General features: G+C 56.5%; 26 protein-coding genes. 10 read left to right on the top strand and 16 right to left on the bottom strand.

From position 1 onward, the window contains the following. The first annotated feature begins 25 nt into the window (after positions 1–25). On the top strand, positions 26–949 hold the full coding sequence (locus JYG33_RS13585) for a dihydrodipicolinate synthase family protein (protein WP_207872709.1): 924 nt from the start codon (positions 26–28) through the stop codon (positions 947–949). Between the two features lie 169 nt (positions 950–1,118). Next, entirely contained in the window at positions 1,119–2,303 is a 1,185-nt protein-coding gene (locus JYG33_RS13580; protein WP_207872708.1) for a porin, read from the top strand. A 179-nt stretch (positions 2,304–2,482) separates the two neighbouring features. On the opposite strand, the gene JYG33_RS13575 is transcribed toward JYG33_RS13580, so the two are convergent. The 6 genes from JYG33_RS13575 to JYG33_RS13550 all read right to left on the bottom strand — a co-directional run bounded on the left by JYG33_RS13575 (position 2,483) and on the right by JYG33_RS13550 (position 7,152). Next, positions 2,483–2,938, bottom strand: a complete 456-nt coding sequence (locus JYG33_RS13575) for a GFA family protein (RefSeq protein WP_207872707.1) — start codon at positions 2,936–2,938, stop codon at positions 2,483–2,485. 67 nt (positions 2,939–3,005) lie between these two features. Continuing rightward, the gene (locus JYG33_RS13570; protein WP_207872706.1) at positions 3,006–3,296 is read right to left on the bottom strand and encodes an addiction module antidote protein; all 291 of its coding nucleotides are present in this window, start codon (positions 3,294–3,296) and stop codon (positions 3,006–3,008) included. A 171-nt stretch (positions 3,297–3,467) separates the two neighbouring features. Continuing rightward, positions 3,468–4,298 (bottom strand): alpha/beta hydrolase, encoded by an 831-nt coding sequence (locus JYG33_RS13565; RefSeq protein ID WP_207872705.1) that lies wholly within the window; start codon positions 4,296–4,298, stop codon positions 3,468–3,470. Between the two features lie 7 nt (positions 4,299–4,305). Beyond that, positions 4,306–5,340 carry a TRAP transporter substrate-binding protein gene (locus tag JYG33_RS13560; RefSeq protein ID WP_207872704.1) on the bottom strand — a complete coding sequence of 345 codons (1,035 nt, stop codon included), beginning with the start codon at positions 5,338–5,340 and terminating at the stop codon, positions 4,306–4,308. Positions 5,341–5,380: 40 nt separating this feature from the next. Further along, positions 5,381–6,670 (bottom strand): TRAP transporter large permease, encoded by a 1,290-nt coding sequence (locus tag JYG33_RS13555; RefSeq protein WP_207872703.1) that lies wholly within the window; start codon positions 6,668–6,670, stop codon positions 5,381–5,383. Then, positions 6,670–7,152: a TRAP transporter small permease gene (locus JYG33_RS13550; RefSeq protein ID WP_207872702.1), complete on the bottom strand. Its 483-nt coding sequence runs from the start codon at positions 7,150–7,152 to the stop codon at positions 6,670–6,672. The genes JYG33_RS13555 and JYG33_RS13550 overlap by 1 nt, the downstream gene beginning before the upstream one ends. A gap of 467 nt (positions 7,153–7,619) precedes the next feature. On the opposite strand from JYG33_RS13550, the gene JYG33_RS13545 reads away from it, so the two are divergent. Beyond that, positions 7,620–8,087 carry a GNAT family N-acetyltransferase gene (locus JYG33_RS13545; protein ID WP_207872701.1) on the top strand — a complete coding sequence of 156 codons (468 nt, stop codon included), beginning with the start codon at positions 7,620–7,622 and terminating at the stop codon, positions 8,085–8,087. 155 nt (positions 8,088–8,242) lie between these two features. Here JYG33_RS13545 and JYG33_RS13540 read toward each other — a convergent pair whose 3' ends face one another. The 4 genes from JYG33_RS13540 to dnaA form a co-directional block, all read right to left on the bottom strand. Next, complete coding sequence (locus JYG33_RS13540; RefSeq protein WP_207872700.1) at positions 8,243–8,944, bottom strand: pseudouridine synthase; 702 nt, start codon at positions 8,942–8,944, stop codon at positions 8,243–8,245. Positions 8,945–9,189: 245 nt separating this feature from the next. Next, the gene (gene gyrB, locus JYG33_RS13535; RefSeq protein WP_207872699.1) at positions 9,190–11,643 is read right to left on the bottom strand and encodes a DNA topoisomerase (ATP-hydrolyzing) subunit B; all 2,454 of its coding nucleotides are present in this window, start codon (positions 11,641–11,643) and stop codon (positions 9,190–9,192) included. Positions 11,644–11,719: 76 nt separating this feature from the next. Continuing rightward, the gene (dnaN, locus tag JYG33_RS13530; RefSeq protein ID WP_207872698.1) at positions 11,720–12,829 is read right to left on the bottom strand and encodes a DNA polymerase III subunit beta; all 1,110 of its coding nucleotides are present in this window, start codon (positions 12,827–12,829) and stop codon (positions 11,720–11,722) included. 2 nt (positions 12,830–12,831) lie between these two features. Next, positions 12,832–14,229, bottom strand: coding sequence for a chromosomal replication initiator protein DnaA (gene dnaA, locus JYG33_RS13525; protein WP_207872697.1), 1,398 nt, complete (start codon positions 14,227–14,229; stop codon positions 12,832–12,834). A gap of 224 nt (positions 14,230–14,453) precedes the next feature. Here dnaA and rpmH point away from each other — a divergent pair, with 224 nt between their 5' ends. The 7 genes from rpmH (at position 14,454) to JYG33_RS13490 (ending at position 20,571) form a co-directional block, all read left to right on the top strand. Then, a complete protein-coding gene (gene rpmH, locus JYG33_RS13520) occupies positions 14,454–14,588 on the top strand; it encodes a 50S ribosomal protein L34 (RefSeq protein WP_003800771.1) in 135 nt (44 codons plus the stop codon). Positions 14,589–14,652: 64 nt separating this feature from the next. Next, positions 14,653–15,021 carry a ribonuclease P protein component gene (rnpA, locus tag JYG33_RS13515; protein ID WP_207875862.1) on the top strand — a complete coding sequence of 123 codons (369 nt, stop codon included), beginning with the start codon at positions 14,653–14,655 and terminating at the stop codon, positions 15,019–15,021. Beyond that, complete coding sequence (yidD, locus tag JYG33_RS13510) at positions 15,018–15,260, top strand: membrane protein insertion efficiency factor YidD (protein WP_035269485.1); 243 nt, start codon at positions 15,018–15,020, stop codon at positions 15,258–15,260. The genes rnpA and yidD overlap by 4 nt, the downstream gene beginning before the upstream one ends. A gap of 107 nt (positions 15,261–15,367) precedes the next feature. Then, positions 15,368–17,035, top strand: coding sequence for a membrane protein insertase YidC (gene yidC / locus JYG33_RS13505; protein WP_207872696.1), 1,668 nt, complete (start codon positions 15,368–15,370; stop codon positions 17,033–17,035). A 214-nt stretch (positions 17,036–17,249) separates the two neighbouring features. Next, positions 17,250–18,629, top strand: a complete 1,380-nt coding sequence (locus JYG33_RS13500) for an aminotransferase class III-fold pyridoxal phosphate-dependent enzyme (RefSeq protein ID WP_207872695.1) — start codon at positions 17,250–17,252, stop codon at positions 18,627–18,629. After that, a complete protein-coding gene (locus JYG33_RS13495) occupies positions 18,626–19,687 on the top strand; it encodes a GNAT family N-acetyltransferase (protein ID WP_207872694.1) in 1,062 nt (353 codons plus the stop codon). The genes JYG33_RS13500 and JYG33_RS13495 overlap by 4 nt, the downstream gene beginning before the upstream one ends. Further along, entirely contained in the window at positions 19,669–20,571 is a 903-nt protein-coding gene (locus tag JYG33_RS13490; protein ID WP_207872693.1) for an arginase family protein, read from the top strand. Before JYG33_RS13495 ends, JYG33_RS13490 begins: the two co-directional genes overlap by 19 nt. 82 nt (positions 20,572–20,653) lie before the next feature. Here JYG33_RS13490 and JYG33_RS13485 read toward each other — a convergent pair whose 3' ends face one another. The 6 genes from JYG33_RS13485 to JYG33_RS13460 are packed head-to-tail and all read right to left on the bottom strand — an operon-like array spanning position 20,654 to position 24,673. Then, complete coding sequence (locus JYG33_RS13485; RefSeq protein WP_207872691.1) at positions 20,654–21,046, bottom strand: EamA family transporter; 393 nt, start codon at positions 21,044–21,046, stop codon at positions 20,654–20,656. Between the two features lie 9 nt (positions 21,047–21,055). Further along, entirely contained in the window at positions 21,056–21,415 is a 360-nt protein-coding gene (locus JYG33_RS13480; RefSeq protein WP_207872689.1) for an EamA family transporter, read from the bottom strand. Further along, entirely contained in the window at positions 21,412–22,338 is a 927-nt protein-coding gene (locus JYG33_RS13475; RefSeq protein WP_207872688.1) for an alpha/beta fold hydrolase, read from the bottom strand. Before JYG33_RS13475 ends, JYG33_RS13480 begins: the two co-directional genes overlap by 4 nt. Beyond that, positions 22,335–23,042, bottom strand: coding sequence for an MtnX-like HAD-IB family phosphatase (locus tag JYG33_RS13470; protein ID WP_207872686.1), 708 nt, complete (start codon positions 23,040–23,042; stop codon positions 22,335–22,337). Before JYG33_RS13470 ends, JYG33_RS13475 begins: the two co-directional genes overlap by 4 nt. Continuing rightward, positions 23,035–23,940 carry an HlyD family efflux transporter periplasmic adaptor subunit gene (locus JYG33_RS13465; protein ID WP_207872685.1) on the bottom strand — a complete coding sequence of 302 codons (906 nt, stop codon included), beginning with the start codon at positions 23,938–23,940 and terminating at the stop codon, positions 23,035–23,037. The genes JYG33_RS13470 and JYG33_RS13465 overlap by 8 nt, the downstream gene beginning before the upstream one ends. 4 nt (positions 23,941–23,944) lie before the next feature. Next, on the bottom strand, positions 23,945–24,673 hold the full coding sequence (locus JYG33_RS13460; RefSeq protein WP_207872684.1) for an ABC transporter ATP-binding protein: 729 nt from the start codon (positions 24,671–24,673) through the stop codon (positions 23,945–23,947). Positions 24,674–24,680: the final 7 nt, after the last annotated feature.

The following is a 24,680-nucleotide window of genomic DNA, read 5'->3' as shown; positions in this document are numbered from 1 at the left end:
TCTTTAATCCATACAAGTGACACACATGAGTAAGAAACACAGGGTGAACTGGAAGGGCTATATCCCGACCACCATCACTCCTTTTGATCAAGCACGACAGTTGGATGTACCGGCATTGCACAGCATGCTGGAATGGCTACATGCCGAGGGCATGCACGGTTTGTTTGTAGGCGGCACCACTAGCGAATGGACCAGCCTGTCCAACCAGGAGCGGGTCGACCTGTTCCGCGCCAGTGCCGATGCCATGCGCGGCAAGCTACCGTTGTTGGCAGGTTGTACCGGCTACACGCCCGCTGAAGTTGTCGCCCTTGCTCAGCAGGCCCAGGCACTGGGTTATGAAGGGGTCGTGATTGCACCGCCCCCGTATGTACGCCCCAACGACAAGGAAATTCTGGCCTTTTACCAGCAGATCGCCAAAGAAATCACCCTGCCTATCGTCATTTACAACTGGCCTGCCGGGACCGGGATCGACCTGTCTGTAGATTTGCTGGAACAGTTGACGGATATCGATGGTGTCGTCGGCATCAAGCAATCCAGCCCAAGCATTGAACAGTTCATCAAGACACTGTTCCGCCTGAAAGACAAAGTACGTGTGTACGGCTTCCGTATGGATGAGCACGGCCTGTCCCTGCTGCAAAGTGTGGATGGCGACGGCACGATTGGTGCCGGTGGCGTGCTGGGCCGCTATCAGCCGGACTTCTACAACCACATCTGGCGCGGCGATATAGACGCTGCCCGCGCCTGCGGCCAGAAAGACATACAAATTTTGCAGCGTTGGTACACCCCCGAGCTGATCGGCCGCTACGGCTCTTCACCCTCGGTGCTGAAAGTTGCATTCAAGATGCGCGGCGTACCCGTGCAGCCCTACGTACGCCGCCCCATTCTGGAGGTCGAGGACAGCGAGATAGAACTGATACGCCAAACCCTGGTCGATCTTGAACTGATCTAAGACCCCTATTGCGGGTGCCCCTGGCACTCGCCCCCTTACCCCCTTCGCTGGCACACACCACGCAGGCTTTATCGCCCTGCCTGCTTTGTTGCGCCCGTTTCTTACTGCATCACCGGCGGTAGGGGGATTGCTGCACGCTTTTTTTATCTACCACGAAGGAGAAGAGGAATTGAAAACAAGAAATAAAACCGCTGTCAGCACGGCCCTGTTTTTGCTGATGGCCAGCTCGGCCGCCCACGCATCCGTCACCCTGTACGGGATTCTGGACACCGGCGTTGGCTACGACATGAACAAAGGCAATAGCAGCTACAGCCGTGACCGAACCGATGCCACCGAGTTCAAGACCTCGCGTCTGGGACCCAATAGCGGTGTGCACTTTGGTAGCCGCTGGGGTATCCGTGGCTCCGAAGATCTGGGCAACGGCCTGCATGCCAAGTTTGTGCTGGAAAGTGGCTTTGACGTACCCACTGGTCAATCCATTCAAGGCGGCCGTCTGTTTGGACGTCAGGCCACACTGGGCTTGGCAGGCGATGATTGGGGCCAGATCGACTTCGGTCTGAAGAACAATATGCCTACCGAATACTTCAGCATGGCGCACCCCTTGGGCGGCGGCGGCGGGATTGTAGGCTTTGGTTCGACCTTTAGCGTGGCCAACACAGTGCGCTACGACAACCAGATCCAGTACCAGTCCCCCACACTGAACGGTTTCCAGTTTGGTATTGGCTATTCCTTCAATATCAACGGCAAACAGCAGTGGGATAGCGAACGCCCTGACGGCACCAACACCAAGGACAGCAATATCCGCGCCGTCACCACGGGCTTGCGCTACAACAACGGCCCCTTGAGTGCAGCCCTGGTTTACGACCAATTGCACATCAGCAAGCAGTCTGCCAGCGGTGCACGTCCTGCCGCCGACTCCACTCGCGTCAGCGCCTGGGCGGGTGCCGCCAGCTATGACTTTGAAGTCGTCAAAGTGTTTGCCGGTATCGGTCAGACTCGTGATGGTCTGTTTGCCACCCAGGTCTTTGGCCTGAGCAACGTCACCAACCCACTGCCGTCCTTTGCCGCCGTACCGGGTCTGCGCATCAACTCCTACTCCTTTGGGGTAACCACCCCATTGGCCGGAGGCCGCTTCTCGCTGGGCTGGAACATGGCTGATCCACGCTCCCTGCCCGAAAGCATTACCGGTCCCAATGCGCAAACCAAGCGTCAGCACGTGTACTCGGTGGGTTATCAATACGACCTGTCCAAGCGCACCATGGTGTACGTGTACGGCGGTTATGCACAGAACCTGACCTTCCTGCCAGACGCGCGCGCCACACAGTTGTACGTAGCCTTTAACCACAAGTTCTAAGCAAAGTCTGCCCCTGCGGGGGCGTCGCTTGAAGTCACGGGGAATCCCCGTGACAGCCTGCATTGTTTTTCCGTAGATGCGCGATTCTGTTCCGCGTTATCTCTTTTTATACGCCCCTCTACACTTGTCGTAAGGGGCGTTTTTTTACGGGTGGCATCCACACGGGGACACAAGAACGATCAGTCGTCCTGCATCTCAGGATTGGCCTGATAACGCAACCAACCGGCGATCAGGCTGGCACCACCGGGACGATCCTTGGGATGACTGCCACCTTCATTAACCGGCACCTCCGCGAAGTCGAAGGGGCTCATGCCCTCAATGCAGGCCACATTCACGCCATACTGCTCCGGCTTGGAGCGACGTTGATGGAAAGTGTAGATACCGCAGCGCGAACAGAAATAATGCTTGGCCTGCCCGGTGTTGAATTGATAAAGCGCCAACGCATCCTGGCCATGCTCAACCTGAATATCAGCCAGATCAGCCGAGACCGCCACAGCGCCACGCATACGGCAATACGAGCAATTGCAACGGCGCGCCGAACGCAGGCCATCAGTCAGCTTTACCGTAAAACGCACGGTTCCACAATGACAGGCTGCCTTGTAAACAGGGCATGTATCGGGGGTATTTTCAGTCATGGATGCGTTCAAATAAAGTAAGCCCGTAGGCTAGAAGTGCCATGCTAAACCACGGTCATCTGGATGACTACAAAGGCTGTACCGCCAGACGCAGACCCATTGCCTTCAAAATGGCCGTCAAACTGCTCAACGCCGGATTCCCCTTGGGAGATAGCGTCCTGTAGAGCTGCGTCGGATTTAACTGCGCCTGCTCGGCAACCGCCTGCACCCCGCCAAAAGCCTGTGCTAATTGGCGTAGTACGATCAGCAGCTCCGCTTGATCCCCGTCCTCCAGAATCTGATTAATGGTCTCTAATGCCAAGGCCGGATCACCGCGATACAACTCGGCCATCGCCTCATCATGTGATCTGCTTTTCATGATCTTTTCTCTCTTGCCAGTCAAATACAACCTGCTACGGTCTTGCTCTTTCATTTTCGTTTAAAGACGAATACTTAACAATGAACAAAGTTAAAGGGAATCAAGCGAGCACAAAAAAACCGGGCCAAAGGCCCGGAAAAAGTGGTTTGTCTACTCAAAGACAGAGATAACTCAGTTTGTCGCCAGTGCTAGCAAACGCTCTGACACGACAGACTCCTTATCGGCCAAAGCCGCGATCACGTTGTAATGATTGGTCCCCGGCAAGGCCCGGTAAACCACCTCCAAACCCTGGCCAGACCAGGACTGGGCCAGCTCCTGACTTTGACGATGAAACTCCGACGTTTCATCCCCACCCACCCAAGCCTCAAAAGACTGCCCAGCAATGGGCGCGGGCCAGAACAAGGGGCTGCAAGCACGTGCGGTTTCGGCATTCAACTGCAAGGCATCATTGATACCGATATGTGTCAGCGGCTCCAGATCGTAGAGCCCCGACAAGCCCAGACCTGCACGCAATATATCGTGGGGCAAATCAGGGGCAAAAGCAGGCCAATCTGTTGCCAGCAAACACGCAGCCAGGTGGCCCCCGGCTGAATGCCCAGCCACCACAATAGGTCGCTGGAACCTTCGCCAGATCACCGCGCAAGCCATGCGCAGCTCGTCAATAATCTGCGCCACACTGGCCTGTGGGCACAGGGTATACGTTGGCAACACCGTAATCAGACCGTTATCCACACTGCCTTGTGCCAGATGGCTGAAACGACGCTGATCCATGGACTGCCAGTAACCGCCGTGAATGAACATCAGCACCGCCGCATCCGGGCGCTCCACAGCCGGAAAGTGAATGTCCATGACATTGCGCGTTTCCGGGCCATAGGGCTGATTGGCTTCATGGCACGAACCGGCCCGAAACTGCTCGGCCAGCCCCGACCACGAGGCAACAATCTCCTTATGGTCGGGCACATGCCAACTGGCGTTGTATTCACTTTCCAGATGCTGTGACATGAGGGGCTTAGTCCTTGGAAACACCCAGCTCAGCCGCCACGCGATCCAGCTCGGCGCGGTAGAAATTCAGCGCTTCCTGGGCCTCGACACCCTTGGCTTCGCTTAACCATTGCTGCTCAATCACCGCCAGCTTGGTCTTCATGGCTTCCAACTGTTCGCCTTCAATGCGATGGACTTTAATGCCCTCGGCAGTCAGGCGATCAAACGCAGCCACATTGTTCTTTTGCCAGATGCCGGAAAAACGCTTGACCATCGCTTCGCCCGACAAGGCATCAATCGCGGCACGGTCAGCCTCGCTGATACGCTGCCAGCTACGCTCGTTCACCACCATGAATTGGCTGGAGGCCGAGAAACCACCGGGCAAGAGGAACAGATTCGGCATGAAGCGGGACAAATTGAAGTCGATGACCGTGGTGTAGTTCTGGAACATGCCATCAATAATGCCGCGCGAGATCTGGTCGTAGGCTTCGGTCAGGGTCGAAGAGATCGACACCAGCCCCAGCAGCTTGGCAATACGTTCCACCAGCACACCGGGAATACGGATCTTGGTGCCGTCCAGCTTGTCCAGACTGTCTACCTTGGCGGCCGTCCACAACTGATACGAACCGGGCACCCACGCGCCCAGAAGCTTGGTGCCTGCGTGCTCGTTCTTGCCCATGAAGTACTTCTGGTACGTGCGCCAGTACGCCAGCGAATTCACCTGAGCGTTCTCGGCAGTCATGGGCAGTTCCACCATTTCCGTCAGCTTGAAGCGCTCGGGTGTGTAGGAGTGCACGCCAATCGTCATGTCCGCCACACCATTACGTACCAGATCGTAGTGCGAGGCAGGGGTGCCCAAGGGCGGCAACACCTGAATTTTCACTCGGCCTTCTGTTGCCTTCTCCACATCCTTGGCCCAAGGGTTGAGCATCTCGGTAACCATAGGGTGGGTAGGAGGCAACCAGTTGGAAAAACGCAGCGTAATGTTCTGTGCCTGTACGCTGGTGCTGGCTGCCAGGGCGACTGCAGCTACCCCCACCCATTTGCTAACTTGCTTAATCATGCATATTCCTTCGAGAAAATCAGATTCAATAAAAAATGGCTTACATCAATGAGGGCAGAAACAAAGCAATGCCAGGTATGCCAATCAGGAGCGCCAGGCGCAGCAGATCAGCCAATACAAAATAGATAACGCCCCGGTAAATCGTGCTGAGCGACATGGATGGCACCACGGAATTGAGCACAAACACGTTCATCCCCAAGGGCGGTGTAATCAGGCCCACTTCGATCAGGGTCACCACCAGAATGCCGAACCAGATCGGGTCCAGGCCCAGGTTGATAATCAACGGGTAAACAATGGGCAGAGTCAGCAGGAGCATGGACATGCCTTCCAGCATGCAACCCAAGACCAGATACAGCACCACGATGCCCAGCAAAATGCCCCAACCCGGCAAGTCCCATTGCTGCACCGCATCAGACAACAGGGCGGTAAAACCAGCCACGTTCACAAAGGTGGTGAAGATTTGTGCGCCCACCATAATCACGAAGATGGCGGCACTGGTCATGGCGGTTTCACGCAAGGCAGCCATCAAGCTCTGCCAGGAGAACTTGCGACGCCAGATCATGATGAGCAGGGCACCCACTGCACCGATACCGGCCGCTTCGGTAGGCGTGAACAAGTTGCCGTAAATCCCGCCAATTACCAGCAGAAACAGCAGCAAGACCGAGCCGACACTCTTCAGGCCACGGAGTCGTTCCATCCAGGAGCTGCGCTCGCCCGCACCGGCCAGACCGGGTGTCATGCGAGTGGCCACCATGACCGCGCCTATGTACAGCACCATGCCCAAAATACCGGGCAACACCGCGGCGATAAACAGCTTGCCGATGTCATTGCTGGTCAGCACACCATAGACAATCAAGGGCACGCTGGGCGGAATCATGGCGCCCAAGGTCCCTGCCGAGGCAATCGCACCACCCGCCAGCGAATCGGCGTAGCCGTAACGCTTCATGGAGGGGTAAGCGACCCGGGCCATCGTCGCCGTTGTGGCGAAACTGGAACCACACACGGCCGAGAACATCCCGCCCGACAGCACCGTTGCAATCGCCAGACCACCGCGACGATGGCCCACAAAGCGATAGGCCAGATCAAACAGATCTTTAGAGACATCCGCCCGCGTCACCAGATTGCCCATCAGAATGAACAAGGGGATAACAGACAGGTTGTAGTTATGAACCAGGCGATACGAAGTTTCCGCTGCCATATAGGCTGCCGGGCCCCAATCGACCACATAGGCAAAGCCGCCAATACCTACCAAAGCCATCGCCACCGCGATGGGTACTTCCAGGACCATGAGCACGATCAGGATGATCATGCCAGTGACAACGACAGTCATTATTTTTCCTCAGCGAGCTCGTCACCGTCTGCACTGAACAGTGCGGCCAGCGTGGATAAGGCGCACATCACCGCCGCAAAGTACGCAAACGGCGCCAATGGCAGATCTGCAAATACAGCGCGGGAATTGGTCTGCGCAAACTGAACACCCAGAGCCCACAGGTGGTACGCCAGAAAGGCCATCAACACACCTGTCGCCACGCGGCTACACCAGCGCAACAAGCCTTGCACCAGTGGCTTTTGCCCCACCAAAGAACGCAACAAGGACACCTTGACGTGCTTGCCGCTCAAGGTGACAAAGGGCAGGGCGGCAAAGACCATGACCCCGACCAGCACCTCGGTTAATTCAAATGCGCCAGACAATGGTCGAACAAAGCTGCGCATCATGACGTCGGCAAAAGCCACCATCATCAGCGCCAGGATGGCCAGTGCGGCCAGCCCGAACATAAAACTGCAAACATGACGCAAGAAACGGGTCTGCATCAAACTCCTCCCCTCTATAGGCACTGCATGTAAATTCAAGTGCTCCGTGTAAACTTCGTGCATTAAATGTACACAAAATTTGCTCAAAAACAGTGTGATATTACTTTAAACCTCTAGTTTTTTGAAAAAATTTAGCTTGGGGTTTTCCACTAAATATCCATTTAACACTAGAAAACACAAGGGTTTGACGACATCACATGGAGTGATGACAGGGAAGCTTGCAGGATAAGGACGGTCGTAAACTACGTGCACAAATACTTTACAAAAATAGAGGTAAATGTACAAAAGCAGTTTTCAGGGGGAATAGGTGCACAGAGGAGGGGACCTGGGAAGGGCGTTGGACTGGCATAGAACGGAATTACCCATTGTCCTGAAAGGGGTATTTTGCACAGAAGATTTGCTACCTCTCCCTGCCCGGCCTACCATCAAGACGCTTCTGTTTTTATTACTTACCAAGAGCCCGAACCATGCCCACCATACGTCCCGCCCAACTTGCTGACATTGGCACAATTGGAGATATGTACGCCGAGCTATTCGCCCATATGCATCATTTGCAGCCGCACTACTACCTGCAAGCACGGCAGGACGAGAGCTTTATCAAATCCATGATTGAATCGGATCAGGCAGTCTTGTTTGTGGCCGAGAAGGATAATCAAGTACTGGGTTTTATCATTGTTCAGCAGCAGAAAACCCCGCCGTACAACTGCATCGCACCACATGACTTTGCTTACGTGATTGATCTTGTCGTGACGGAGGCTGCGCGGGGAATGGGGATGGGCAAGCTGCTTATGCAGGCCGCCCAGGAGTGGGCGCAAGTGCGAGGGTTGGACTATATCGAGCTAGGGGTCTTGAGCAATAATCTGGGCCCTATCGCTCTGTATGAGCAGCTAGGCTATCAACACAACACCAGCATCATGCGCAAGGCGCTTAAATAAGGCGTGGCCTGACTCTGATATAAAAAAGCGCTCAAACAAGATATGTTTGAGCGCTTTTTTTATGACTGGATGTCCCCCAGAACTCGGACACCCAAGCCCTGGGTTTGATGCGCCTTTAGCTTGCCACAGCAAGAATCCAAGGCCAGGTAAACGGTTTAACCTTCTTCGACAAACTGCTGCACCTCGGCAGGGGTCAAATAACGCGACTCTCCTGGCTCCAGACTTGCGTCCAAAGACAGAGAGCCAATGCGCTCCCGATGCAGGGTCTGAACCAAGTTCCCCAAAGAAGCAAACATACGCTTCACCTGATGGTATTTCCCTTCCTGAATGGTCAGCCTTGCGGTGCGTTCATCAATGCGTTCCAGCACGGCTGGCAGCGTCGGCTTGTCCTCGCCATTCAACAAGATACCGGCCTTGAACAGTTCTTCTGCATTGTCAGGCAAAGGCTCTGCCAAGGTAGCCACGTAGACCTTATCGCACTGATGGCGGGGCGAGATAATACGATGCGTCCACTGGCCGTCATCCGTAATCAAAATCAGGCCGGTGGTATCCACATCCAATCGACCAACGGTGTGCAAACGCTCACGCTTGTCCACATCAATCAGCATCATCACGGACGGGTAAGCGCTATTTTTAAGGCTGCACTCGTAACCAGCGGGCTTATTGAGCATGATGTAACGCAGACCAATCAGGGCAAGCGGCTCGTCGTCCCAGAGCACTACGTCGCCCTCTTGTATAACGTGGGTGCCCTTGGTCACCACCTCGCCGTTAACCGTGATTTCCCCACTTTTAAGGACTTTACGTGCGTCTGAGCGACTCAGATCCGTACTCTCACCAAGAAACTTGTCCAGTCGCATTTCATTTCCAAACAAAGAGTTATTGAATAATTGACAGCGTCTTTACGAGCGATCAAGGGGCCTTGCAAGGCCGACGCCTGATCCTCTGGCCTCAAGGCTCATCAGTCATCACCAAAAAAATGAGCCCCAGCAGGAACGCCGGAGCCCATTTTATTCATCCGCATCACTGCAGGGTTTTTCACGAATTCCTGAAATCGGTTTTCATCAAGCCGAACAGCTTTCAGGAATTATGAGCACCGCCAGCCTTAAATATCCAGGTTCCCAGCCTGCAAGGCATGGGATTCGATAAAGGCACGACGAGGCTCAACGTGATCACCCATCAGCGTGGTGAAGATCTGATCCGCATCGATAGCATCAGCGATCTGAACGCGCAGCAGGCGACGGACAGTGGGATCCATGGTGGTTTCCCACAACTGGCTGGGGTTCATCTCACCCAGACCTTTGTAGCGCTGCTTGCTAAGCCCGCGTTCGGCTTCGGTTAACAGCCATTGCATGACTTCACGGAAGTCATCCACAGCGGTTTCACGACGCTTCTCACCTTCACCGCGGGCCACCATGGCGCCATCACCGATCAGACCGGCAAAGGTCTCGCCAGCGCGGGCCAGGGTTTGGTGATCGCCACCACGCATGAAGTTGCGATCGAACACGGTTACGCGGATATTGCCGTGATGCAGACGTTGCACCACCACGCGCCAGGATTCGCTGGCTTCGTCAAAGGCGGCAAAGACTTTAACCACGTTAGGGGTCGCTTCGTCGAACAGGACTTTCTCCAGCTCCTGTGCACTTTGTTCAGCAGCTTCCTGGGTATCCAGGTTCAGCTTCACGCCTTCGGCCAAAGCCGACAAGGCGTCACCATCCATGTGACGCGACAGGCGCTCAATCACACCCTTGGCTTTCACGTAGCGATGAGCGTAGTCGGACAAAGCTTCGCCTGTGATAGGAGCGGCGCCTTCGGATGGCGTCAGCACTGCATCGCGCAATGCCAGCTTCAACATGAATTCCGCTTCCTCGGCCTCGTCCTTCAGGTACATCTCTTCACGCCCAACCTTTACCTTGAACAAAGGCGGCTGCGCGATGTACACATAGCCACGCTCGATCAGCTCGGGCATCTGACGGTACAGCAGTGTCAGCAGCAGGGTACGAATGTGAGCACCGTCCACGTCCGCGTCAGTCATGATGATGATGCGGTGGTAGCGCAGTTTGTCGATATCGAAGTCCGGGCCGATGCTGGTGCCCAAGGCAGTGATCAGGGTAGTGATCTGCTCGCTGGAAATCAGACGGTCGAAACGGGCTTTTTCTACGTTCAGCACCTTGCCGCGCAGCGGCAAGATGGCCTGGAACTTACGGTCTCGGCCTTGCTTGGCCGAGCCGCCTGCGGAGTCACCCTCCACAATGTACAGTTCGCACAGGGCGGGATCTTTTTCCTGGCAGTCGGCCAGCTTGCCGGGCAAGCCAGCGCCTTCCAGCACGCTCTTGCGACGCGTCATTTCGCGGGCTTTACGAGCCGCTTCACGGGCACGGGCTGCTTCCACGATCTTGCCGCACAGCGCTTTGGCGTCGTTCGGGTTCTCCAGCAACCAGCTTTCCAGCGTACGGGCGACGGCGTCTTCAACCGCAGGACGCACTTCGCTGGAAACCAGCTTGTCTTTAGTCTGGCTGCTGAACTTGGGCTCAGGCACCTTGACCGACAAGACGCAGACCAAACCTTCGCGCATGTCATCACCGGACGTATCGACTTTGGCTTTTTTGGCTAGTTCGTTGTCGGCGATGTACTTGTTCAGCACGCGGGTCATGGCCGCACGCAGACCAGTCAGGTGGGAGCCACCGTCACGCTGGGGAATATTGTTGGTGAAACACAGCACGGTTTCGGCGTAGCTGTCGTTCCACTGCATGGCCACTTCAACCGACACGGAGGTGCCACCGGCACTGGACTCGGTCGCCACACTAAACACGTTAGGGTGCAGCGGAGTCTTGTTGCGGTTGATGAAATCCACAAAGCCTTTGACGCCACCCAGGAAAGCAAAGTCTTCTTCCTTGCCCTGAATTTCGTCAACCAGGCGGATCTTCACGCCGTTGTTCAGGAAGGACAGCTCGCGCAGGCGCTTGGCCAGGATTTCGTGGTGATATTCAATATTATTGAAAATCTCCAGGTCAGCCAGGTAACGCACGCAGGTGCCGGTGCGACCTTCTGCCTTGCCAGTCACGGCCAGGGGCGCTGTGCGCTCGCCACGGCGGAACTCGACCTGGTGTTCGTTGCCATTGCGCCAGATGGTCAGCAACAGCCATTCGGACAGGGCATTCACACAAGACACACCCACACCGTGCAGGCCGCCAGACACCTTGTAGGAGTTCTGGTCGAACTTACCGCCCGCATGCAGTTCGGTCATGACGATTTCAGCAGCGCTGCGCTGGTGTTCGTCATCTTTGTGAATATCGGTTGGAATACCGCGGCCGTTATCGCACACCGAGATACTGTTATCGGAGTGGATGGTGACGACGATATCGTCGCAATGACCGGCCAGCGCCTCATCAATCGCGTTATCCACCACCTCGAAAACCATGTGGTGCAGGCCGGTGCCATCGGAGGTGTCCCCGATGTACATGCCTGGACGCTTGCGCACGGCCTCCAGGCCTTTGAGCATTTTGATGGAATCAGCGCCGTAATCGGCTGGCTGGGTGGTCGTGGTTTGATCGGTCATAGCATAAAACCTTGTAATAGCCTGTCTGCTTCAAGCGGGCATGGCCCGGCGGGCCATACCTGTCGAACATGCCGCATTAAATGCGCATCGGCATGACCACGTACTTGAACTCTTCTTGCTCGGGCAGCGTCATCAACACAGAGGCGTTGGCGTCGGGCTGCACAGACCAGCGGACGGTTTCGTCCTTGATACTGGCCAACACATCCAGCAAGTAGCTGACGTTAAAACCAACGTCCAGACTTTCGTGTTCATAATCAATATCCAGCTCTTCAACGGCTTCTTCCTGCTCCGCATTGGAGGCTGAAATCTTGAGCTGGTTTTGCGACAGTTGCAGTCGCACGCCACGCAGTTTGTCGGTGGTCAGAATGGCAGCACGTTGCAAGCTGCCTTGCAGCACTTCGCGGCTGACATCAAAGTGGCGCGTGTAGTTGGAAGGAATCACACGGGCAAAGTCCGGGAACTTGCCTTCCACCAGTTTGGAGACCAGCTCCACATCGCCAAAGCGGAAACGGATTTGACGGCTGGACACATCAATATTGACCAGATCGTCGGTATCACCCAGCAGGCGCTGCATTTCCAGCACGGTCTTGCGGGGCACGATGATGTCGTGACGTTCCTGCACACCTTCAATCGCGGTGGCATTATGCGCCAGGCGGTGACCGTCGGTGGTAACCGTACGTACCAGGCCGGGCTCAAACACCAGCAACATACCGTTCAGGTAGTAGCGAATGTCTTGCTGGGCCATGGCAAAGTGCACCGTGTTGAACAGGTGCTTGAGAGTGCGCTGAGGCAGGCTCAAGGACACGTCCCACTGTTCGGGCATGTTCAGCACGGGGAAGTCAGCGGCTTCCAGAGTCTGCAACTGAAAACGGCTCTTGCCGGACTGAATCGTCAGCTTGCCGCTGTCCAGACCCAGACGCACATCGCCAAAGTCAGGCAGGGCTTTCAGAATGTCGAGCAGCTTGCGGGCCGCGACTGTCGTGGCCGCATTATCGTCACTGACGCCAAAATCGGCGTTGGTGGTGATCTGCACTTCCAGGTCGGTTGCCAGGAAAGAGACATCAGAGCCGTTTTTACGCAGCAGGATGTTGGCCAGAATCGGCAAAGTATGGCGGCGCTCCACAATGCCAACTACTGTGGATAAGGGCTTTAGCAATGCGTCGCGGGTCGCTTGAACGAGTTGCATGGTCATCCTTTGAGAGTTTGTTCCAGTACGTGTAATGCGTGATTCAGTTCGGCTTGCTTGGTGCGTGCATCCGAGATTTTGCGCACCGCGTGCAGCACCGTAGTGTGGTCCCTGCCACCGAAAAGATCGCCAATTTCCGGCAAACTCTTTTGGGTCAGTTCCTTGGCCAGATACATAGCCACCTGGCGCGGCATGGCAATATTGGCGGGGCGGCGCTTGGAGTACATATCCGCGACCTTGATTTTATAAAAATCGGCCACGGTTTTCTGAATATTTTCCACTGTGATCTGCCCATTGGAGACCGACAGCAAATCCTTCAGTGCATCCTTGCACACTTCCACCGTCAGAACGTCGCGGCCATGGAAACGCGCGTAGGCCGAAACCTTGCGCAGTGCCCCTTCCAGCTCGCGCACGTTGCTGCGCAAATGCTTGGCAATAAAGAAGGCCACTTCTTCAGGCATCGCAATGCCTTCGGCCTGGGCTTTACGCAACAAGATCGCCACACGCATTTCCAGCTCGGGCGGTTCAATCGCCACGGTCAGGCCGGAGTCAAAGCGCGAGATCAGTCGGCTATCAATATTAGCCAGCTCTTTAGGATAGGTATCCGAGGTGATGATGATCTGCTTGCGCTGGGCCACCATCGCTTCAAAGGCGTAGAAAAACTCTTCCTGCGTACGGTTCTTGCCAGCGAAAAACTGAATATCGTCAATCAGCAGCAAGTCCAGCGAATGGTAGTAGCGCTTGAACTCGTCAAACGCCTTGCGCTGGTAAGCCTTGACCACGTCCGACACGTACTGGTCGGCATGGACGTAGCGAACCCGCACACCATTGCCATTAGCGACCAGCGCATTGCCAATCGCGTGAATCAGGTGGGTCTTGCCCAAACCCACACCGCCATACAGAAAGAGTGGGTTATAGGAGACACCGGGGTTTTCAGCCACCTGCAAGGCCGCTGCACGTGCCAGTTGGTTGGCTTTACCCGTTACGAAATTATCGAAGGTCAGTTCAGCATTCAGGCGAGAGCGATCCTGCACCGCATCCACGACGGCGCTTGCCGCCGGGCTGGAGGCAGGCGGGGCCAGGTTTTCACCGGCCGGGCTACCTGCAGGCGCCGGAGCCGCACGATCGGCCAGGGCGCGACGAGGCGCCGCGCTGGCCGAAGGCAGCTCGAACTGAACCGTGACGGGACATTCGTAGAAATCCGAAGCCAGTTCCTCGATACGAGTGGCGAAATTCTTGCGGACCCAATCCAGTTTGAAACGATTAGGAGCAGAAACGCGCAACACCCCGGCTTCGCTATCGAAGTCCAGGGGAACCAGTGGACGTATCCACGCACTTATTTGTTGGGGGGGAAGCTCCTGCTCCAATTTCTGAACGCAGGACTGCCAGAATTCATTCATCGGTCATCACTTCTGTAAACCTCGATTCTACCCTGAGCTGTGCCAAGTTATCCACAGGCTAACAAATTTAGTTGCGCAATATCGGGCTAAATAATTGACACAACAGAAAGAATTTGCTGAAATGACGGGCTTAACACGATTTTCTGTTGCCAGATCCCAAGCCTTTGCGCTGTCGGGGTGGAGCTTTTCTGCGATTTCTGGCGGCTCATTTTTTTGGATACACCATGAAACGCACCTACCAACCCTCCGTTACCCGTCGCAAGCGCACCCACGGTTTTCGCGTTCGCATGAAAACTCGCGGTGGCCGCGCTGTTTTGAACGCACGTCGCGCCAAAGGTCGCAAACGTCTGGCTGTATAAGCCATGTCGGGATGCGTGGCCTAGGGTGATGGATCCAGTCCAAAGCCCGATTCCCACGTTACGCATCATGCGTGCCTCCTTTCCAGCTACGGCTCGCTTACATAGCCCCACCGAATACGCGCAGTCATTAAAAGGACAACGCGTAGGTCGCGGGGCTTTGTTCGTGGTCACTCGTTCCCGAGGCGAGGACCCGCAACAGACCGAAGGCGCCCGTTTGGGACTGATCGTCCCCAAGCGCTTTGCCAACCGCGCCGTCACCCGCAACACCATCAAACGTATTTTGCGCGAAACCTTCCGCCACAAACGCGAAGGCTTGCCCAATGCTGCCTATGTCTTTAGGCTGCACAGCAAAGTACCCCTGGTGTCGCTGACCGCCTTAAAGCAACTGGTTCGCACCGAGGCCGAAACCTTGTTCTCCAAGGTACGGCCATGATGCGCAAACTGGCTTCGGCACCGATCCGCTTTTACCAGTTTTTTCTGAGTCCCTGGATCGGTAGAAACTGTCGCTTTACCCCCAGTTGTTCCAACTATGCCTTGCAGGCCATTGATATTCATGGCCCGCTCAAAGGGCTATGGCTGGGTGGTGTACGCATCTGCCGCTGCAATCCCTGGTGCAAGGGGGGGCATGATCCTGTGCCCGCTCGCACGCCCGAAGACCGCAACACTTTCTAAAACCGTCCTGGTCTGCGCCTTGTTTTTCAAGGCAACCCCCTGTTTGCTGACCAGCTACGTTAAACTGCTAAGCTTTTGCTCAGCTTTATAAATGTGATACAGGCGCTATGGATATCCGACGCACCATCCTATGGATGATCTTCTCCTTTGCACTGCTGCTGCTGTGGAACAACTGGCAGGAATATAACGGCAAGCCATCGCTGTTCGCTTCCACCCCAGCCACCACGCAAGCTCCAGCAGCCTCCGACGAACCTGCCGCAAATGGTGGTGTTCCCGCTGCTCAAGAGCCAACTGCGTCTGCTGCCTTGCCTTCGAGCAACAGCGCGGTGTCTGCCACAGCGCAAACCATCGACATTACAACAGACGTCTACAAGCTCAGCTTCAGCACCGAGGGTGCCCAACTGATCAAGTCCGAGCTGTTGAAGTACGGTTCGCCCGAAAATCCGGAACAACCGATGGTGCTGCTGGACAACTCGCCTGCCTCTACCTACCTGGCTCAGTCCGGTATTGTGGGTGCCGCTGGCCAGAACCTGCCCAACCACCTGACCCCGTTTGCCCTGGTATCGAGCCAGCGCGCCATGACGGGCGATACGCTGGACGTGGTGTTTGAAGCCACCTCGGACGACGTGAAAGTCACCAAGACCTACACGCTGCACAAAGGCCGCTACGACATCCAGGTTCGTCACGACATCCAGAACAATACCGGCGCAACTATCGATCCCCGCCTGTATCTGCAACTGACCCGTGACGGCAACAACCCTGCTGATTCCTCGCGTCTGTACAGCACCTTTACCGGTCCTGTGGTCTATTCCAGTGGCGACAAGTTCCAGAAGATCACCTTCTCGGACATCGACAAGAACAAGGCCACCTACGCCCGCAATGTGGATAACGGCTGGATCGGCATGGTGCAGCACTACTTTGCAACCGCCTGGGTTCCTGCCCAGGAGCTGCAACGCACCAACGAAATCCTGAAGTTGGGCAACAATCTGTACGCCGTGCGCACGCTGGAATCGGTCGGTTCGATCGCCGCTGGCCAGAACAAGGCTGTGGACGCCTCCCTGTGGGTAGGCCCGCAAGACCAGAAAGCCATGTCGCAACTGGCTACCGGCCTGGATCTGGTTGTGGACTACGGCTGGTTGACCATCATCTCCAAGCCACTGTTCAAGCTGCTGACCTGGCTGCATTCCCTGCTGGGTAACTGGGGTTGGTCCATTGTGGCCCTGACCGTGCTGATCAAGCTGGTGTTCTTCCCGCTGTCGGCTGCCAGCTACCGCTCCATGGCCAAGATGAAGCAATTTGCGCCACGCATGCAAGCCCTGCGCGAGAAGTTCGGTGACGACAAGGCCAAGCTGAACGCCGCCATGATGGAGATGTACCGCACCGAGAAGATCAACCCGCTGGGTGGTTGTTTGCCCATGCTGGTTCAGATTCCTGTGTTCATTGCGCTGTACTGGGTGCTGCTGGGCAGCGTCGAGATGCGCGGTGCGCCCTGGATTCTGTGGATTCACGACTTGGCCGCACGCGACCCATGGATGATTCTGCCCGCCATCATGATGGGTACCATGTTCCTGCAGATCAAGCTGAACCCAACGCCACCTGATCCAATGCAAGCCAAGGTCATGATGCTGATGCCTCTGGTCTTTGGTGGCATGATGTTCTTCTTCCCCGCCGGTCTGGTTCTGTACTGGTGCGTGAACAACATCCTGTCCATTGCCCAGCAGCGCTACATCATGGTGCAGATCGAAAAGAACAGCGCGAAAGCAGCCAACAGCTAATTCGCTCTGACACGAAAAACCCCGCTACGTTTAGCGGGGTTTTTTTATGCCTGTTACCCCAGCATACGCGGCACAGCTAATAAACGCAGCGCCCACGCACAGAGAAAAATCCACTTTCTTTGTCCGTCTCCACACTACGTCCATCATCCATCAACGGTCAGTCCAACTTGCCTTCGTACATTGAGGTGGCACTCTTTTCAGGAGCACTCTCTCAATGTCCCTCGACATCAAAAACCTGCTGGCCGACGAAGCCCGTTACTGCTCATTTGGCGACACCGTTCACTACGTAGACCCACCCAAAATCTTTACGGGTTGCGAAGGCAGCTACCTGTTTGACGATGACGGCAAATCCTATCTGGACTTGCAGATGTGGTATTCGGCCGTGAACTTTGGCTACCGCAACCAGCGTCTGGACGATGCCTTGCGCCACCAACTGAACACCTTGCCGCAAGTTGCCAGCCAATACCTGCACCCCACCAAGATCGAGCTGGCCCGCTTTATTGCCCAGGACGCCGAGCAGAAATGGGGCCAGGCTGGCCGTGTGCACTTCAACGTGGGCGGAGCCCAAGCCGTGGAAGACTCGCTGAAACTGGTGCGTAATGCCTCCCAGGGCAAAAGCCTGATGTTCGCCTTTGAAGGCGGTTACCACGGTCGTACCCTGGGCGCTTCGGGCATTACCTCCAGCTACCGTTACCGTCGCCGTTACGGCCACTTTGGTGATCGTGCCCAATTCATTCCGTTCCCATACCCTTTCCGCCGCCCCAAGGGCATGACCTCGGAAGAGTATGCAGACTCCATCGTGCGCGACTTTGCCCGCAAGTTCGAGAACGAATACCACGCCATCTGGGATCCTAAAACCAACCAGTGCGAATACGCCGCGTTTTACGTGGAACCCATTCAGGGCACAGGCGGTTACGTGGTCCCCCCGGCCAATTTCTTCAAAGGTCTGAAACAGGTTCTGGACCAGCACGGCATCCTGATGGTGGTCGATGAAATCCAGATGGGTTTCTGGCGTACCGGCAAGCTGTGGTCGATTGAAAACTTTGGCATCACGCCCGACGTCCTGGTCTTTGGCAAAGCGCTGACTAACGGCCTGAACCCACTGTCCGGCATCTGGGCCCGCGACGAACTGATCAACCCCACCGTGTTCCCGCCCGGCTCGACGCACTCCACCTTTGCCTCCAACCCGCTGGGTACGGCCGTTGGTCTGGAAGTAATGAAGATGACACACGAAGTAGATTTTGGTCGTCAGGTCCGTGAGTCCGGCGCCTATTTCCTGGACGGCCTGCGCGACCTGCAAAAACGTCACCCCGAAATTGGTGATGTAGACGGCCTGGGTCTGGCCCTGCGCGCTGAAATCTGCACGACGGATGGCTTTACACCCAACAAGGCATTACTGGATCGAATGGTGGATATTGGTCTGGCAGGCGATCTGGATTATCAGGGCGAGAAGCGTGGCCTGGTGCTGGACGTGGGCGGTTACTACAAGAACGTGATCACCTTCGCCCCATCGCTGAACATCACGCGCAGCGAGATCGACGAAGCCATGGTTCTGCTTGAACAATTGCTTAACCGCGCCAAGCAGTCTCAATGAAAACACGCTTGTTGAATGCACTGGAACCAGCGGGACTGGTGCAGCGTTTCCTGTCGCATCCCCCACAGGGGTTTGCGGCATTGGACGATCTGCCCATGCCCGCCTTCCAGGCACCGTTCGATCTGCTAACCACGGCCGATGACGAGCTTAAGGAACGACTGCGCCGCCTGCCGGGGCAGTCGTGGTGGCAGCGTTTCCTGACGGTACGTACCGCTTTTGTGGGCACCACCGTCAGCGAATACGCCTGGCTTCCCTCCGAACCGGATGTGCAGGGCTTGGCCAGGACTGTGCGCACAAAGCTGGGTCGGCGCTATGCACTGACCATCATCAAGGACTTGCCAGAGGATTCCCCCTTATTAAGTGCACACGCCAATGCCCAGACCAATGCACTGGTCAGCGCCTGCGTGGAACAAGGGTTTATTCCGCTGCAAGGTCAGGCGCTGGCCTACGTGCCAATTGATTTCCCTGATACCGAAACCTACCTGTCCCGCCTGCCCAAAGATGCGCGTCGTTACCTGACTCGCAAATTGCGCAAGCGCGATCAGTTAAGCATTAGCCAAGTCAAAACCGGGAAGGCCTTTGCCAGTGAGGCCAAGGTGGATCAGTACTACGCGCTGTATCGCAGCGTGTATGCACAAAGCGAGATTCACTTTGATCTGCTAAGCCGGGATTTCCTGGCCTCCGTCCTGCGTGATGAGTCTTCGCCTGGCTTGATATTCGAGTACTACCGCGCCGACTCCAAGGAACTGATCGGCTGGAACCTGTGCTTTGAACATGAAGGCCGCCTGGTCGACAAATACATTGGTCTGTCCTACCCGGATTCACGGGAGCTCAGTCTGTATTTCGTCAGTTGGATGGTGAATCTGGAATACGCCTTGGCACAGGGTCTGAGCTACTACATCGCAGGCTGGACGGACCCCACCGTAAAAGCGCTGCTGGGCGCTGACTTTACCCCCACGCGGCATCTGATCTATGTGCGCAACCCCTTGTTGCGTGCCGTGGCCCGCCGCTTCCTGGGGCATTTTGAAATGGATAAATCATGGTTGAAACAGACCTGATCCGGCCCCCGGTCGTACTGGACACGGACAGCTCGGTTGGCCCCTTGCCCGGTGAAATCCGCCTCGCGCTCAACAAAGATTGGCGCGAGGCGCTGCGCTTTGGGTGCAGGCGGCAGACGCTTTTTGAGGGCATGGCCCAGCTAACACCAGCCATGCCCGAGCCTTGGGCACATGGGCCTGTCTTTATAGGCAGCGGGGATTTTCATCACTTGAGCTGGCCGCTGATTCTGCGCTGCCTGAGCAAGCAAGAACAACGTGTTGATGTGGTCGTGCTGGATAACCACCCCGACAATATGCGCTTTCCCTGGGGTATCCATTGCGGCTCCTGGGTGCATGAAGTAGCCAAGCTGCCCCAGGTAGCGCAGGTGCATGTCATCGGGATTACCTCCGGGGATATCGGCTTTGGCCATGTGTGGGAGCATCACCTGGGCGCACTCTATGCCCGCAAGGTAACGTACTGGAGCAGTGGGGTGAATGTGAAGTGGGCCAGCCGCCTGGGTCTGGCTTCCTGCTTTCGTCGCTTCCCGGATCTGGACACACTCACGCTGGCGGCCAGCGAGCATCTGGCTCACTCGCCACGGCCGGTATATCTGAGTATTGATAAAGATGTATTCGCCCCCGAAGTCCTGCGCACCAATTGGGATCAGGGGAACATGCAGGAGCCACATCTGCGCAGTCTGCTTAAAGCGGTGCGCGGACGCATTCTTGGGAGTGATGTGACTGGCGACGTTTCGACCTGGCAGTACCGCAGTGCCTGGAAGCGCTGGTTAAGTTCAGCAGATGGCCAGAACACCGCAGGCGAGCAAGCCGATTTAACGCAATGGCAGGCTCGTCAGCATCAGTTCAATCTGCAACTGAACCGCTGGCTGCACGAGCTACGCTAAAGCCCATCCAACACCACTCCAAGGCCCCACAAACCGCCCGATACGCTCCGACGAAGCAGGGCGGTTTTCTATCCGAAATGCTTTAAGCCGCCTCGTGCTGCTGTGCCTGCCTGGACTCGCTCAATGCCAGACACACAATCCCGCTCAAGATAAATACGGTTCCTAAAATCTGCGGCCAGCCCACTTGCTCATTGAACAAGAATGCGGACACCGCCAGCACCGCCACAATCTCCAGATGTGAAGCAGCAAACGCCGGGCCTATCGGTGCTTTTTTAAGCAAGGACAGCCAGCAGAAAAACGTACCTATATAGCCAATGAAAGCCCCATAAATCCAGGGCTGGCTAAAGACACGCCCCAGCCATTCCCATGAGGCCTGCAAGGGCAGGGCATGCTCTCCGGCCAGCTTGAAACTGATCTGCGCCAGAGTGTCAAAAGCCAGCAGGACCAGAAAGCCGATGATATAAAAACGCCGCATACGGGCCTCCTAGCCTTTCAAACCCACAATACCGACCCCCACCGAGACCAGCAAAATCCCCAGTACCCGCAAAGGCGTCAGACTTTCTCCAAACAGGATTCGGCCAAACAGCATCACAATCACAATGCTGATGGAGCCCATCAGAACGCCATCGGACAAGGGCACCAGGGACAAGAAGGCCAGCCACACCACAAACTCGACGATGTAGCAGGCGATCCCCACCCATAACCAGGGTCGGCTGAACATGCGCTGCCAACGATCCAGCCCTTGCCTGTCTCCCGGATCTGCGGCGGCGGCTTTGAAGGCAAGTTGCCCACCGCTATCGACCAGCACATTGCAGATCCACAAAGCAATCACCAACGGGCTCATGAGACGACAGCCCCACGCCCAGCAACATCAATTGCCGTCACAAAATCCACAACACGCGCAATGACCTGCCTGCGTTCGCGGTCTATCGTGATCATGTGATAGCTGTCTTGCAGCAGGCACAAGTCCACCGGCGCATGGCGCACGCCATGGACGATTTCATAGGCATTTCCCACAGCGGCAATATCATCGTGCTGGGCATGCATGACCAGGCAGGGCGCACGTACCTTGTCCAGATTCTTGCGCACCCGTGCGGACAACGCCTGCATCTCGATCACCGCCCACCAGGGGTTACCGGGCAAGCCCGCCGCTGCGCTATCACCACTATTCATCTGGCTGACAATACGCGCCCTAAGGGCTTCATCCTTGATGCCGTAAGGCGGCTGCTCCATGAACACACTACGTCGGCCAATGCCCAAAGCACGCAGCACAGGCAGGATGAAGGACAGCTTGGTGTAGGCGGGCATGCTCCAGCCGTCGTAACGGAAGGTGGGAGACAAGGCCACCACTCCAGCAATCTGCTCGGGGCGTAATTGCGCCAGCCCCAAGGCCAGGACCGCCCCCATGGATAAGCCACCCACCACTACCCGATCGACATAACGCGCCAACATATCCGCCCCACGGCAGACACTGCCCAGCCAACTCTGCCAGCGGGTCGCCACTAGCTGATCCATCGCCCCGCAATGCCCTGCCAGTTGCACGGCATAGACCGTAAATCCCTGGCGACTCAGCCCTCGGGCCAGCACACGCATTTCATTGGGTGTACCCGTCAAACCATGAATCAGGAGCACCCCGGTACGGGCGTGAGCACCGTGGCCATGCAGCAAATATTCGTGTGATAGCAACTCCTCCGGCTGCGTCGTCAAGCCATGCTCGGCCAAGTCCGGCAAGCTGAAGAAAGAGGTGTGTAAAGCGGCGTCACTCATACCACTGACCTTAAGTCCGGCATGTGCAGCAAACTAGGTAGCAGGGCGATCGCCTGGCTGAAATCCTCAAAGGCGGCGTGGGCAATGCCTTGTTCCTGGCAGTAGTCCCGCAAGCGACCTTTTGCCAGTACAAAATCGGCTTTGCCCGCCACACAAAAGTCCGAACTGCCATCGCCTATATAAAGCACGCGCTGCGTCTGGGCGTGTGCCTGGGACAGGTGACCACACTTGCAGTTGGCACTGGCACAGTCCAAACGATGCCACGGCGTATCCAGACGCCAGCGACGTGGTCCCTGCACTTCCAGGCAATTTGCCAGCACCGGCAAGCCACGCAGGCCTTCACGGCCCAGCAGGTAATGAATGGCGTAATCCAGGCCATCACTGACAATTTGCAAAGGCACGCCCAGGCGTTTGGTCACAGCCACAAACTGTGCAAAAAAAGGATCGATCCCGACCTCATCCAGACAGTCATGCAGTTGGGCCACGCTCATATCCAGCAAAGCCACCTGACCACACATGCAATCGTGTGAACCAATCTCGCCACGCTCCCAGGCCTCTTCCAATTCCTGCCATCCGGGCATGCCATGCCGGGTCAACAAAGTATCGGCCACGTCCTGCAGGCTGATCGTGCCATCGAAGTCACACTGAATCCGCCACTGCCCCGCCTGCACAGCCGGTTTGTAGTTCATAAGCGTTTCATTCATGAAAAATCACCCTGACGTTTTGTCCTACCCGAGCCTGGGCAGGCTCATCAAAGGCCAAGACGCACTCCACCACGCGCACCGGGCCGCGTTGGGAGTCATCTTGCAAACGGCCTTCGCCGTAAACCGGGCTGATATGCAATACATGGGCAGAGGGCAAGGTGGTGGCTTGGCCACTGCCTTCGGTATCAAAAACCACGCGGGCTTTCATCCCCACTTTGACCTTCTCCACATAGGCAGCATTGAGCTCGACCCGTAATTGCAGCGGACGGGCGGGTAAAAGTGTTGCCATCGCCTCGCCCGCCTGCACAAAACTGCCCGGACGAGCGCTTAAGCTGACGATTTCACCGGCCTCAGGCGCGGTTAGCGCAAACTGCGCCAATTGGGCTTTTTGTTGCTTGCCCTGGGCGCGAGCAAGCTCAAGGTCTGCTTGGGCAATCTCGACTTCGGTACGGGCCTGCCGCAAGCGTTGCTGGGCGTCATCTGCCTGCTGGGGCTGGGCCGCACCAGCCCGCGCTGCTGTGGCATAACGCTGCGCCGCTTGCTGCACGGCAGGCAAAGCGGCCTGGGCGGCACGCAAACGTGCCTGTGCCACCGCCAGACGAGCCTGGGCGGTCTCTGCCTGGGCCAACTCCACTCCATTACGCAGACCAAACAAGGGTTGACCGACTTGCACCGTATCGCCCTCGCGCACGGACTGTTCGGACACCACCCCGGCTACTGGCATGGCAAGTTTCAGCAAGCCACCCTCCACCTCGACCTTGCCGCGTGCGACTGCAATATCACGCAGGCCCGAGGCCTGTTGCACAGGCGGCTCCGGGGGGCGTTTGGAGCAGGCGGCCAACAGCACAACGGCAGCTATCATGGCCCAGCTCCAGCGTCCTGGTGACGCATTCATCATCGTTTCACTCCTGTCTATTTTCCGGGCTACGCCGATCACTGCGGATAGCTCCATCTTCCATGCCCACCACCCGGTCCGCATGGCGAACCACACGCGGGTCATGGCTGACACACAGCACCGTGGCGCGGTTTTTCCGTGCGAAGCGATGCAAAATATCCACGACACGCTGGCCGTTTTCAGCATCCAGAGCGCTGGTGGGCTCATCGGCAAACAACAACTGCGGCGCTTTGGCGATGGCACGGGCAATCGCCACTCGCTGCTTTTCTCCGCCTGACAACTGTGCGGGCCGCATATGAGCACGGTGCAGCAAACCCACCTCTTCCAAGGCCTGATGCGCCAGTTCTGCGCTGGTACGGGCGTTCATGCCCAGATAACCCAAAGGCAGTTGAACCTGCTCCTGTGCCGTCAAGGCAGGGAACAAGTTAAAGCCCTGAAAGACGAAACCGGTGTGCTGCAAACGGAACTCGTCACGCTCGCTACGGCTCATTTCAGCCAGGTTCTGGCCCAAGGCAAAAGCCTGGCCTTCATCGGGCTGCTGCAACCCCGACAACAAGGCCAGCAGGGTGCTTTTGCCACAGCCAGACGGGCCGGACACCAAGGTCAGCTCACCCGCATGCACCGCCAAAGACAGGCGATTAAGCACACGCAACTGCACCACGCCGGTCAAAAAGGATTTGCCTAAAGCAACGGCATTCAGGCTGGGTTGTCTTGCCGAAGCTAAGGACACACTCATGACTTTT

This window comes from Alcaligenes sp. SORT26 (genome assembly GCF_017377875.1).
Taxonomy (GTDB): domain Bacteria; phylum Pseudomonadota; class Gammaproteobacteria; order Burkholderiales; family Burkholderiaceae_B; genus Alcaligenes; species Alcaligenes parafaecalis.
This window is presented reverse-complemented; position numbering and strand designations above follow the sequence as displayed.